This is a genomic window from Geodermatophilus sabuli (assembly GCF_900215145.1).
Classification (GTDB): domain Bacteria; phylum Actinomycetota; class Actinomycetes; order Mycobacteriales; family Geodermatophilaceae; genus Geodermatophilus; species Geodermatophilus sabuli.
Window position 1 is genome coordinate 79,236 of sequence record NZ_OBDO01000009.1, and the last position, 11,322, is coordinate 90,557.

The 11,322-nt window shown below is 74.8% G+C and carries 12 protein-coding genes; 3 read left to right on the forward strand and 9 right to left on the reverse strand.

Annotation, left to right across the window (positions count from 1 at the left end; all coding sequences use genetic code 11):
• The first annotated feature begins 96 nt into the window (after positions 1 to 96).
• Positions 97 to 1,518 (forward strand): ATP-binding protein, encoded by a 1,422-nt coding sequence (locus CRP39_RS19010; RefSeq protein WP_097207955.1) that lies wholly within the window; start codon positions 97 to 99, stop codon positions 1,516 to 1,518.
• 695 nt (positions 1,519 to 2,213) lie between these two features.
• Here CRP39_RS19010 and CRP39_RS19020 read toward each other — a convergent pair.
• From CRP39_RS19020 to dapE, 5 genes are read right to left on the reverse strand one after another with little or no spacing between them, the layout of a single operon-like run.
• Positions 2,214 to 2,909 (reverse strand): DNA alkylation repair protein, encoded by a 696-nt coding sequence (locus CRP39_RS19020; RefSeq protein ID WP_216359822.1) that lies wholly within the window; start codon positions 2,907 to 2,909, stop codon positions 2,214 to 2,216.
• Positions 2,906 to 3,367, reverse strand: coding sequence for an SRPBCC family protein (locus CRP39_RS19025; RefSeq protein WP_097207957.1), 462 nt, complete (start codon positions 3,365 to 3,367; stop codon positions 2,906 to 2,908). Before CRP39_RS19025 ends, CRP39_RS19020 begins: the two co-directional genes overlap by 4 nt.
• On the reverse strand, positions 3,360 to 3,731 hold the full coding sequence (locus tag CRP39_RS19030; protein WP_097207958.1) for a DivIVA domain-containing protein: 372 nt from the start codon (positions 3,729 to 3,731) through the stop codon (positions 3,360 to 3,362). The genes CRP39_RS19025 and CRP39_RS19030 overlap by 8 nt, the downstream gene beginning before the upstream one ends.
• A gap of 12 nt (positions 3,732 to 3,743) precedes the next feature.
• Positions 3,744 to 4,583: an LOG family protein gene (locus tag CRP39_RS19035; protein ID WP_097207959.1), complete on the reverse strand. Its 840-nt coding sequence runs from the start codon at positions 4,581 to 4,583 to the stop codon at positions 3,744 to 3,746.
• Positions 4,584 to 4,593: 10 nt separating this feature from the next.
• Complete coding sequence (gene dapE, locus CRP39_RS19040) at positions 4,594 to 5,700, reverse strand: succinyl-diaminopimelate desuccinylase (RefSeq protein ID WP_097207960.1); 1,107 nt, start codon at positions 5,698 to 5,700, stop codon at positions 4,594 to 4,596.
• Between the two features lie 137 nt (positions 5,701 to 5,837).
• On the opposite strand from dapE, the gene dapD reads away from it, so the two are divergent.
• The gene (dapD, locus tag CRP39_RS19045; protein ID WP_097207961.1) at positions 5,838 to 6,812 is read left to right on the forward strand and encodes a 2,3,4,5-tetrahydropyridine-2,6-dicarboxylate N-succinyltransferase; all 975 of its coding nucleotides are present in this window, start codon (positions 5,838 to 5,840) and stop codon (positions 6,810 to 6,812) included.
• A gap of 94 nt (positions 6,813 to 6,906) precedes the next feature.
• Here the strand turns inward: dapD and CRP39_RS19050 are convergent, their stop codons facing one another.
• The gene (locus tag CRP39_RS19050; protein WP_097207962.1) at positions 6,907 to 8,040 is read right to left on the reverse strand and encodes an alpha/beta fold hydrolase; all 1,134 of its coding nucleotides are present in this window, start codon (positions 8,038 to 8,040) and stop codon (positions 6,907 to 6,909) included.
• Between the two features lie 304 nt (positions 8,041 to 8,344).
• On the opposite strand from CRP39_RS19050, the gene CRP39_RS28135 reads away from it, so the two are divergent.
• Positions 8,345 to 8,830, forward strand: a complete 486-nt coding sequence (locus tag CRP39_RS28135) for a hypothetical protein (protein WP_143426708.1) — start codon at positions 8,345 to 8,347, stop codon at positions 8,828 to 8,830.
• Between the two features lie 48 nt (positions 8,831 to 8,878).
• Here the strand turns inward: CRP39_RS28135 and CRP39_RS19060 are convergent, their stop codons facing one another.
• Genes CRP39_RS19060 through fdxA form a run of 3 tightly spaced genes read right to left on the reverse strand, consistent with a single transcriptional unit; the run spans position 8,879 to position 11,233 of the window.
• On the reverse strand, positions 8,879 to 9,778 hold the full coding sequence (locus tag CRP39_RS19060) for an aminoglycoside phosphotransferase family protein (RefSeq protein ID WP_097207964.1): 900 nt from the start codon (positions 9,776 to 9,778) through the stop codon (positions 8,879 to 8,881).
• A 10-nt stretch (positions 9,779 to 9,788) separates the two neighbouring features.
• A complete protein-coding gene (gene dapC, locus CRP39_RS19065) occupies positions 9,789 to 10,910 on the reverse strand; it encodes a succinyldiaminopimelate transaminase (RefSeq protein ID WP_097208148.1) in 1,122 nt (373 codons plus the stop codon).
• Positions 10,907 to 11,233 carry a ferredoxin gene (gene fdxA / locus CRP39_RS19070; RefSeq protein WP_097207965.1) on the reverse strand — a complete coding sequence of 109 codons (327 nt, stop codon included), beginning with the start codon at positions 11,231 to 11,233 and terminating at the stop codon, positions 10,907 to 10,909. Before fdxA ends, dapC begins: the two co-directional genes overlap by 4 nt.
• Positions 11,234 to 11,322 lie beyond the last annotated feature (89 nt).

An 11,322-nucleotide genomic window follows, 5' to 3' on the forward strand; every position in this document is an offset into this window, starting at 1 on the left:
GCCAGCTCGAACGGGCGTGGTGACCGTGGACGGGAACACCGGACAGGACACTATCCTGCATGATAGTATCGTCGATGACAGTGACATGGAGGCCTCGTGGTCGTCTTCATCGGGCGCGACGAGCAGCTCCGCCTGCTGGACCGTCAGCTCGACGTGGTCCGCACCGGAGGTGCCCGGCCCGGTCGCGCGCTGTTGGTCCGTGGCCGGCGGCGGGTGGGCAAGTCGCGACTGATCGAGGAGTTCATCGAGCGCGCGGGCGTGCCGCACGTGTACTTCACCGCCTCCAAGCAGCCGCCCGCTGAGGAGCTGCGCCTGTTCGCCGCAGAGGTCGCCGCCTCCGACCTGCCCGGCGCGGCGACGTTCGCCGCAGTCACCCCCTCCACGTGGGAGGCGGCGCTGAACCTGCTCGCCACCGCGATCCCACCGGATGCGCCCAGCATCCTGGTCATCGACGAGCTGCCGTACCTGACCGGCGACGACGATGCGTTCGAGGGGACGCTGCAGAAGGTGTTCGACCGGGTGCTGGCCAGGCACCCGGTGCTGCTCATCGGTGTGGGGTCGGACCTGGCGATGATGGAGGCGCTCAACGCCTACGGCCGCCCCTTCCACCAGCGCGCCGGGGAGATGGTCGTTCCCCCGCTGAGTCCGCTGGAAGTGCAGGCGATGCTCGACCTGGAGCCCGCGGACGCCTTCGACGCCTACCTGGTGACCGGGGGGCTCCCGCTGATCTGCGACGAGTGGCCTCGCGGCCTGTCACTGTGGGAGTACCTGGAGGAGGCGCTCGCGCACTCCACCTCGGCACTGCTGGTGAGCGCGGAGCGCGCACTGGCTGCTGAGTTCCCCACCGAGGCCCAGGCCCGCCGCGTCCTGTCGACGATCGGCGCCGGAGAACGCACGTTCAGCACGATCGGGCAGAGGGCCGGCGGGCTGCAGCAGGCGTCGCTGAACCGCTCGCTGACCCAGCTGAAGGACAAGCGCGTCGTCGCCGCAGACACGCCGCTGTCGACCAGACCGTCCCGGGAGACCCGCTACCGGGTCGCCGACCCCTACCTGCGGTTCTGGCTGAGCTTCCTCGGCCCCCACCTGGCCGAGGTCGAACGCGGGCGGGGTGACCGGGTACTGGCCCGCATCCAGGCGTCGTGGACCTCCTGGCGCGGCCGGGCCATCGAACCGGTCATCCGCGAGAGCCTCGTGCGCCTGCCCGCCGAAGACCGCGGCGGCGCCGACGGCGTCGTCGGGGGGTACTGGACCCGCACCAACGACCCGGAGATCGACCTGGTGATCGCCGACCGCGAGCCCGTGGCCAAGCGCATCGACGCCGTCGGGTCCATCAAGTGGCTGGAGGACGAGCCGTTCGACAGCAGCGACCTCGGCGCGCTGGTGACCCACCGCGGCCGGCTGCCCGGCGCCGCTGCCGACACGCCGCTGCTGGTCGTCTCCCGCAACGGCAGCGCCGTCAGCGGTCCGACCGTCCTCGGCCCCGAGCAGCTGCTGGCCGGGTGGCGCCGGCGTCGGTAGCGGCGCCGACCGCAGCGATCGTCGCCCCGCGCGGGTGAACCCGTGGCTCTGCCCCGCTCGGGCCGGACGCCCGGGTCACCCGCCCTTCCACCCGGAAGACTCCTCGCATGGTCGATGGACGGTCCGTGGGGGGCGAACGACTCGCGTGGTCCGGTCGCGACTGGCGGATGCCGGCATGGCTCTGGGTCGGCCTGGCGACGATGTTCGTCAGCGTGCTGCACATCGTCATCGACTTCGGTGTCGGCCTGTTCGACCTGCACGGGACGCTGAGTCCGACCGAGGCGGCGACGCTCGTCGGCGTTGCGCTCATCCAGGTCTGGTGGGCGATCTCCTTCATGGCGGGCGCTCTGGGCAACGGCGGCGGCGTTGCCAGCGCCGGGATCCTCGGCGCCGGCTGGGCGGCGCTGACCAACGGCTTCCCGATCGTCTACTGCCCGCCCGTGTGCGAAGAGGCGCGGCCGCTGACCGACCTCGGCCACGTCGGCAGCATCGTGTTCGGCATCCTGCTCGCGATGGTCGCCATCTGGTCGCTGTGGCGCGCCCGGACACGCCCTGGTTGGTTCATGCCGGCCGTTGCGGCAGCCCTGGTGGTCGGGACCGTCGTCTCGCTGGCGAGCACCCCCCATCACACAGGCGCGCTGACAGCGGCACGTGCCGTCGATCGAGAAGCGCCCCCACCCATGGGACGCACCCGGTCAGACGTCCCCGGCGAGGTAGGCGCGCCGCCGGTCGGACGGGTACCTCTCGATCGCGTAGCGCAGCATCGTCCGCGGCATCCGCCGGTAGCGGGGGCCGAGGAACTCCTCGGCCAGGGCACGGTCGCGGTTGCCCACCTCGCGCAGCATCCAGCCGACCGCCTTCTGCACGAGGTCGTGCGGGTCGGCCAGCAGCCGGTCGGCGAGGCGCAGCGTCGGCTCGAACCGGCCCGCCCGGACGGCGGCGAAGGTGGCCATCACCGCGATCCGGCGGTCCCAGACCGACGCGGATCCGGCGAGCTGGTCCAGCACCGCGGGATCGACGTCGCCCAGCAGGCACGGCGCCGAGGCGTCGACCAGGTCCCAGTTCGACACGTGCGCCCGGCAGCGCAGGTAGAGCTCGACGATCCGCGCCCGCTCGTCGTCCCCGGCGGCCTCGAACCGCCGCACCAGCACGAACAGCGCGGCCAGCCGCTCCTCGTGCAGCGGACTGGTGAGCAGGTCCTCCGCCTCGGCCAGGGACGTCGCCGCCGCGTGCCGGCGGGCGATCCGGCGCAGCTCCGGCACGGCGATGCCGAGGAACCGGTCGCCTTCCCCGTAGCCGCCCGGGCGGACCTGGAAGTAGCGCGCCATCCCGGCCGCCCGCTCGGGGTCGGCGGCCACCGCGAGGTCGGCCCTGATCGCCGCTGCGGTCACCGACCGGGGTGCCTGGCGGCGAAGGCGGCGAACCGCCGCAGCGACCGCCGCACCCCGGCCACCATGAAGGGGCGCACCAGCGGCCAGCCCACCACGCCCAGCAGGCCGAGGGGCAGGTACAGCCGCTCGGTCCAGGTGAACGTCGTCCGTTCCCCGTCGGGCACCAGCTCGAAGATGCCCGGGCCGCGCACGACGCGGCCGGTGTGCTGGACGACGACGCGCCGCGGCGGGTCCCACTCGGTGATCACCATCGTGTCGAGGACGCCGAGGTGCCGCCCGCGCCGCCACGGGATGCCGGTGCGGGCGGCCAGCCGGCCACCGAACCCCTGCGCGTCCCCGCCGACGGTCTCCACGTCGGTGAGGAGCATCCACTCCCCCTGCCGGGTCCAGTCCGTGAGCGCGGCCCAGACCCGCTCCGGCGGGGCGTCGACCTCGATCGTCTCGACGAGCTCAGGCATCGGCATGCGTCCCGTTCCCGGTGGCGGGCGCCGCGGGCGGGACGTCGTCCCGCGCCGGGGCCGCGCCGTCCGTCAGCCGGCCGCGCAGCTCGGCCAGCTGCGCGTCCCGTTCCTCCAGGGTCTGGGCCAGCTGCTCGACCAGCCAGTCGACCTCCGTCATGCGGTACCCCCGGACGGTGACCGACATCCGCACCGCGCGGAGGTCCTCGGCGGTCACCGGCCGGTCCTCCGGCAGCTGCAGGGGCGAGCGGTCCGCGTCGGCCGGCGGCTGGGTCTCCCCGCGGCCGAGCAGCAGCGAGCCGCCGAGGAACACCAGCGCGCCGACCACCAGGACGGTGACGACGAAGACGACGGCGGAGAGCACCTCGGGTGGACCTCAGGCGTCGCTCGGACCGCTGTCGGCCGGCACCGACCGCATGCCCCCGCCGTTGTCACCGGCCTGACGGGCCGCCTCGGCCTCCTGGATCACCCGCACGACCTCCTCGACGTCGTCGGTGACGGTGAACAGGTCCAGGTCGGACTCCTTGACGGTGGCCGCGGGGACCATCGTGCTGCGGATCCAGTCGACCAGCCCGGACCAGTACTCCGAGCCGAACAGCACCACCGGGAAGCGGGTGACCTTGCGGGTCTGCACCAGGGTGAGCGCCTCGAACAACTCGTCGAGGGTGCCGAAGCCGCCGGGGAGGATGACGAAGGCCTGCGCGTACTTCACGAACATCGTCTTGCGGACGAAGAAGTAGCGGAACGCGATGCCGACGTCGACCCACTCGTTGAGCTCCTGCTCGAACGGCAGCTCGATGCCGAGGCCGACCGACAGGCCACCGGACTCCGACGCCCCCCGGTTCGCCGCCTCCATCGCCCCCGGGCCGCCGCCGGTGATCACCGCATAGCCGGCGCGGGCCAGCGCCGCCCCGATCTCGACGCCGGAGGCGTAGTGCGCGGAGCCCCGCGGGGTGCGGGCGCTGCCGAACACGCTGACCGCGCGTGGCAGCTCCGACAGCAGCCCGAAGCCCTCGACGAACTCGCTCTGGATGCGCAGCACCCGCCAGGGGTCGGTGTGCACCCAGTCGGTCGGTCCACGCCGGTCGAGCAGCCGGGCGTCGGTCGTCGTCCCCTGGGTCCGCGGGTCCGGCTCGCCACCGCGCAGCATCACCGGCCCGCGGTGACGGGTGGGGCGCGGCCTGCGGCCGTCGGCGGGCTGGGGGGTGGTCGTCATGCGCGGCTCCTCAGGCGGAGGGGGTCGACAGGTAGGCGACGAGCGCGTCCTCGGCCGGCTGCAGCCGCTCGACGACGACGTGCTCCTCGCGGGTGTGCGCCAGTTGCGGGTCACCGGGGCCGTAGTTGACCGCCGGGATGCCGAAGGCGGCGAAGCGGGCCACGTCGGTCCAACCGAGCTTGGCCCGGGCCGGGCGGCCGACGGCGGCCACGAACGCTGAGGCCGCCGGCTCGGCCAGCCCGGGCAGCGCGCCGCCGGCGTTGTCGACGACGGTCAGCGTGGCGCCGGCCGCGACCGCGTCCGCGAACACCTCGCGGACGTGGGCTTCGGCGGCGTCCTCGTCCCGGTCGGGGGCGTAGCGGAAGTTCACCGTCACCGAGCAGGCGTCGGGGATGACGTTGCCGGCGACCCCGCCCTCGATGCGGACGGCGTTGAGCCCCTCGCGGTACGTGCAGCCGTCGATCTCCACCTCGCGCGCCGCGTAGGCGGCCAGCGTGGCGAGGATCCCGGCCGCCCCGTGGATCGCGTTGACGCCCAGCCAGCTGCGCGCGCTGTGCGCCCGGCGCCCGGGGACCTCCAGCACCGCCCGCAGGGTGCCCTGGCAGCCGGCCTCGATCTCACCACCGGTCGGCTCGAGCAGGACCGCGAGGTCGCCGTAGAGCCAGCCCCGGCGCTCCCGGGCCACCCGGCCGAGACCGTTCTTGACCGCCTCGACCTCCTCGTTGTCGTAGAAGACGAAGGTGAGGTCGTGCCCGGGCTCGGCCCCCGGGACGCCGAAGCGGCCGGCCAGCCGCAGCATCACCGCGTCGCCGGCCTTCATGTCGCTGGTGCCGCAGCCGTAGAGCCGGCCGTCCTCCACCCGGCTGGGGAGGTTGTCGGCGATCGGCACGGTGTCCAGGTGGCCGGCGAGCACCACCCGGCTGGGCCGGCCCAGGTTGGTGCGGGCCAGGACCGCGTCGCCGACCCGCTCGACCTCCAGCCCGCCCAAGCCGCGCAGCGCCGCCTCCACCGCATCGGCCAGCGCCGTTTCGGCGCCCGACACCGACGGGGTGTCGACCAGCGCGCGGGTGAGGGTGAGGACGTCGGCGGAGAGGTCCAGGCTCGGTGCGGAACTCACGGTGGACGACCCTACGGGCGCCGTCGCGGTCCGGCCGCGGCACCGCGCCAGGGCACCGGTTCGCCGTCTCGCGTTCACCCGCCGGAGGGACCGCCTCGCCGGCCGGGCCCGCGCCGGCGCTCGGTAGCGTCCTCCCCGTGACCCACGCCGCCCCGCTCTCCGCCGTCGCCGCCGGTCTGGCCACCGTGACCCCCTCGGGGACGGTCCTCGACACCTGGTACCCCGAGCCGCGCCTGGGCGCGCCCGAGGGTGCCGCCGCCGGGACGACCCGCCTGGGCGCGCTGGAGCTCTCCGGTGAGCTGGGCCCCGACTACGGCGGCCTGGTGCGCCGCGACGAGGCGCGCGGCGTCGAGGTGATCGCCGTCCGCACGGTCATCCCGGACCTCGCCGCACCCCCGGTCGACACCCACGACGTCTGGCTGCGGCTGCACCTGCTGTCCTCCCGGCTGATCCGCCCGCACGGCGCGGACATGACCGGCGTCTTCGGGCTGCTCACCAACGTGGCCTGGACCAGCGCCGGTCCGGTGGAGGCCGCGACCTTCAACGTGCACCGGCTGCGCGCCGCCCTGGGCCACGTCACCGTGTTCGGCGTCGACAAGTTCCCCCGGATGGTCGACTACGTCATCCCCTCCGGGGTGCGGATCGCCGACGGTGACCGGGTGCGGCTGGGCGCGCACCTGGCCGAGGGGACGACGGTCATGCACGAGGGTTTCGTGAACTTCAACGCCGGCACGCTCGGCCCGTCGATGGTCGAGGGCCGGATCAGCGCCGGTGTGGTCGTCGGGGCCGACAGCGACGTCGGGGGCGGCGCCTCGATCATGGGCACCCTCTCCGGCGGCGGGAAGCAGGTCATCTCGATCGGCGCGGGCTGCCTGCTCGGCGCCAACGCCGGCATCGGGATCTCCCTCGGGGACAGGTGCGTCGTCGAGGCCGGCTGCTACGTGACCGCCGGTGCCCGCGTCACCCTGCCCGACGGCTCGACGGTGAAGGCCGCGGAGCTGTCCGGGCGCGACGGGCTGCTGTTCCGGCGCAACTCCGTCTCCGGTGCGCTGGAGGCCCTGCCCCGGGACGGCGACTGGGGTGCGCTGAACGCCGAGCTGCACAAGAACTGAAGAAGAAGGACCCCGTCCTCCTCACCGCTCGCCGGCTCGCGGCCGAGGGCCCGTCGGGCCGTGTCGGTTTCCGCGGGGACCGACACGGCCGGGTTCAGTCGATGTCGCCGGGCCCCGGGGTCTCCGGGGTGTTCGACGGCGCCGCCGCCGGGTGGTCCAGGTGCTCGAGCAGCGCGACGACGAACTCCTGCGGGCGCTCGACGTGCGGCGAGTGCCCGACCCCGGGCAGCACGACCTCCCGGTAGGAGCCCCCGGTGGCCGCGTACCGGTCGAGGACGGCGCGGGTCTGGGTCACCATCGGCTGCGGCGGGCAGACCTCCTCCCCCGGCCAGCCGGGCAGCGCGCCCAGCGCCCCGAGCTGGGCCAGGTCGAACACCGACGCGTCCGACACGATGGCGTCGGCGTCCCCGCGGACCCACAGGACCGGGGGCTTCACGGGCAGGTCGACGATCCCCGTCAGGTCGAGGACCGTCGGCGCCATCGTGTTGAGCACGCCGCGCGCGCCGGGGGCAACTCCCGGCCAGGTGGCCGTCGTGGCGGCCTCGCCCGGGTAGTGGTCCTCGCCGGTGCGGGTGCTGAGCATCGCCGCCACGAAGACGTCCTCCAGGCGCGGGTCCAGTGGCAGGGAGCCGGGGGCGACGTAGAACGCGCGCAGGATCGACCGCGGGCTGGTCGGCTGCTCGGCCGTCGTGTCGCCGGCGGCCAGGGCCGCCACGAAGGCCGGGTTGGCTGCACCCGCGCCCGACCCGGCGCCGTCGTCGGACAGCCGCCGGCCCTCCACCCCCGCCGTGCCGCCGAAGCCGTACGGGGAGACCGGCGCCACGAGGACGACCGAGGCGACCCGACCGGGGTGGTCGAGCAGGTACTGCAGGACGACGCCCGCGCCCATGCTCCAGCCGACCAGGTGCACCCCCTGGAGACCGAGCGTCTCGACCAGTGCGGCGAGGTCGTCGGCCCAGTCCCGGACGCCGCGCCGGGCGTCGATCGGCAGGGGGTCGGTGTCGCCGTAGCCGCGCAGGTCCACGGCGAGCGGCCGGACCCGCCCGGCCTCGGCGAGGGCCAGTAGCGGCTGCTGCCAGAACAGCGACGAGCTGACGTTGCCGTGCACGAACAGCACCACCTCGCCGACCCCGGCCGGGTCCACGCCGTCGGGATGCAGCACGTTCTGCGTCAGGCGCGGGGTGGTCACCCGGGTGGCGGTGATGCCGGGCAGCAGGACGTCACTCATCGGATCTCCTCGCGGGGTGGGCGGCGGGCACACCGTAGTGGTCGACACCCCGTCCCGACATCGCCACAGATTCCGGAGACGCCCAGGGAACCGACCTAGAGTCGAGCCGATGAGTGCCCGCACCGGTGGCGGAACCGCGGTCCGGCGGCCCTCCCCCGCCCGATCCGGCAGCCGCCGCCCGGCGCGGCGACCGTCCCGGCGGCGGTCCGGCGCACGCCGGCCCGCGCCGCGGTCCCGCGGAGGTCGGCGGGCGCCCGCCCGGCGGGACGTCGCGGCCTGGGCGTGGCTGGCGGTCGTGGTGGCCGTGGCGCTCCTCGTGGCGCTGTCCTGGACCGCCTCGCGGGAGGAGACCGGCATGGCGACGGCGGAGTGCCGGCTGCCCGCCACCGGCGTCGAGCTCACCCGCGAGCAACTCGCCAACGCCCACACCATCGCGCAGGTCGGCCGCGACCGCGGGCTGCCGGAGCGGGCCGTCGTCATCGCGCTGGCCACCGCGATGCAGGAGTCGACCCTGCGCAACCTCGACTACGGCGACCGCGACTCCCTGGGTCTGTTCCAGCAGCGTCCCTCCCAGGGGTGGGGCACTCCCGCACAGGTGCAGGACCCCGTCTACTCGGCCGGCATCTTCTACGACCGCCTCGTGCGGGTGCCGAACTGGGACGGCATGCGGCTGACCGACGCCAGCCAGCTCGTGCAGCGCAGCGGCTTCCCCGAGGCCTACCAGAAGCACGAGGGCCTGGCCGTCGAGCTGGCCGCCGTCACGGCGAGCGGCGACTTCGCCTGCTCCTGACCCGGCCGGGCGACCCGGGCACCCGGCGGGCCCGCGGTGACGACGGCCTCATCCGCCCGTGTCGCTGAGCGCCTCCGCCAGCGCCAGGACGTCGTCATCGCGCCGGCCGTGGTCCTGCGCCGTCCACACCGCCGCGACCGTCGCGCTGACGAACCCCCATGCCCGCACCCGGGCCGCCGGCACCCGGAGACCGGCAGCGAGCAGCGCCACCCGGCGGTCCAGCAGGTCCCGGAGGCCGGGGACGGTGGCCCAGGCCCGCGGCGGGTTCAGCAGGGCCGTCCCGGCGTCGAGCGCGGGCTCTCCCCACACGCCGTGCGGGTCGATGGCCACCCAGCCGCCGACGTCCCGCAGCACGTTGGCCGCGTGGAGGTCACCGTGGCAGAGGACCGGAGCGGCGGCGCTGTCGAGCAGTCGCTCCAGCACCCCGGCCGCACGGTCGGTGAGCGCGGCAGGCACGAGCGGTGAGCCGGCGCGGAGGAGGGCGACGCGGCGGCGGCTGTCGGGCACACCGTCCGGTCGCGCGGCGCGAGTTCCGTGCAGCCGCCGCGCCACCGCCGCCAGCACCGGGAACGCCCGTTCGTCGGGCAGGGTGCAGAGATCCGTGCCCGGGCGTGCGGCGCGCACCAGCAGCGCCATCGTGCCCCCGTGGTCGGGCTCGGCCGCGAGCAGGTCGACCGCCCCCTGCCCCTGCCAGGCGGCCAGCGTCACCGCCTCCTGCGCCAGGGCCCCGGACAGCCCCAGTTTGAGGACGACGACGGCCCCGTCGACCCGCACCGCCGGCGCCACCCAGTGGTACGAGGCCGGGTACGGCGGCCCCACGTCGAGGCCCCACCGGGCCGCGGCCCTCTCGACCGCCGCAGGCAGGGTGGCGCACCAGGCCCGTCCCGCGTCGCCGTGGAGGTCGCCCATCGCTGCGACCAGCGCGGGCGGGACCACGACCGGCGGCATCCCGAGGGGCTCAGCCCGCCAGGCGCTCGACGGCCGTGGCGATCCGCTCGTCGATGGCGGTGAGCGCCATGCGGACGTGCTGCGCACCGGCCGGGCCGTAGAAGGACCCCGGCGCAGCCACGATCCCGAGCCCGGCCAGCCAGTCGATCGTCGTCCAGCAGTCCTCGTCGCGGGTGACCCACAGGTAGAGCCCGGCCTCGGAGTGGTCGATGCGCGCCCCGGCGCCCCGGACGGCGGCGGCCAGCTGCTCGCGGCGGGCCCGGTAGCGCTCCCGCTGGGCGTCGACGTGCGCGTCGTCGGCGAGGCCCGCGGTCATGGCCACCTGCACCGGCGTGGGCACCAGCAGGCCCAGGTGGCGGCGGACCTCCCACACGGTGCGGACCAGCGCCGGGTCGCCCGACAGCAGCCCGGCGCGGTAGCCCGCGGCCGTCGACTGCTTGGACAGCGAGTGCACCGCGAGCAGGCCGCTGTGGTCGGCGCCGGCCACGTCGGGGTGCAGCAGCGAGCGGGGCTCGACGTCCCAGCCCAGGGTGATGTAGCACTCGTCGGCGATCACGGGGATGCCGTGCGCCCGGCCCCACTCCACCCAGGCCCGCAGCTGGTCGTCGGTCAGGACCCGGCCGTGCGGGTTGCCCGGGGAGTTCAGCCAGGCCAGGACGACGCCGGTCGCGTCGGCCGGCGGCGTGTCGGTGCGCCGCACCGCGAGCCCGGCCAGGACCGCACCGACCTCGTAGGTGGGGTAGGCCACCTCGGGTACCAGCACCGTGCCGCCACCCCGCAGGCCCAGCATCGTGGGCAGCAGCGCGACCAGTTCCTTCGAGCCCACGGTGGGGATGACGGACGGGTCGGTGCCGAGCGGGTCGGCCACCTGCACGCCGAGCCGACGCCGCAACCACGCCGCCGCCGCCGTGCGCAGGGCGGCGGTGCCCAGGGCCGTCGGGTAGCCGGGGGCGTTGCCCGCGCCGGCGAGCGCGGTGGCCAGCACCTCAGGGGTGTCGTCGACCGGCGTCCCGATGGAGAGGTCGACGACGCCCCCGGGGTGTTTCGCGGCCTTGGCCCGCGCGGCGACGAGGGAGTCCCAGGGGAAGTCCGGCAGCCGGCCGGCCGGCGTCCCCGTGACGGTGGTCGTCAGTGCCCTTCCGCCTGGGGCGGCAGCGCGGCCACGAGCGGGTGGTCCTTCCCGATCCTGCCGGTCTTCGCGGCACCGCCGGGGCTGCCCAGGTCGGAGAAGAACTCCACGTTGGCGTTGTAGAAGTCCTTCCACTTGTCCGGGACGTCGTCCTCGTAGTAGATGGCCTCCACCGGGCAGACCGGCTCGCACGCCCCGCAGTCCACGCACTCGTCGGGGTGGATGTAGAGCATCCGGTCGCCCTCGTAGATGCAGTCCACCGGACACTCGTCGATGCACGCCTTGTCCAGGACGTCGACGCAGGCCTGGGTGATGACGTAGGTCACGGGGGATCCCTCCCGGGGATGCGCAGCAGGGCACTGGCTCGCGGGCCAGGCCGGTTGTATCGCTGCTCAGTATGGCGCGTGGTGCCCGG

Excerpts from the sequence above, each read along its gene's own strand:
- CRP39_RS19050 (WP_097207962.1), bottom strand. The coding sequence starts at position 8,040 with ATGAGTGACGTCCTGCTGCCCGGCATCACCGCCACCCGGGTGACCACC.
- CRP39_RS19025 (WP_097207957.1), bottom strand. The coding sequence starts at position 3,367 with ATGCCTGAGCTCGTCGAGACGATCGAGGTCGACGCCCCGCCGGAGCGG.
- CRP39_RS19060 (WP_097207964.1), bottom strand. The coding sequence starts at position 9,778 with ATGCCGCCGGTCGTGGTCCCGCCCGCGCTGGTCGCAGCGATGGGCGAC.
- CRP39_RS19035 (WP_097207959.1), bottom strand. The coding sequence starts at position 4,583 with ATGACGACCACCCCCCAGCCCGCCGACGGCCGCAGGCCGCGCCCCACC.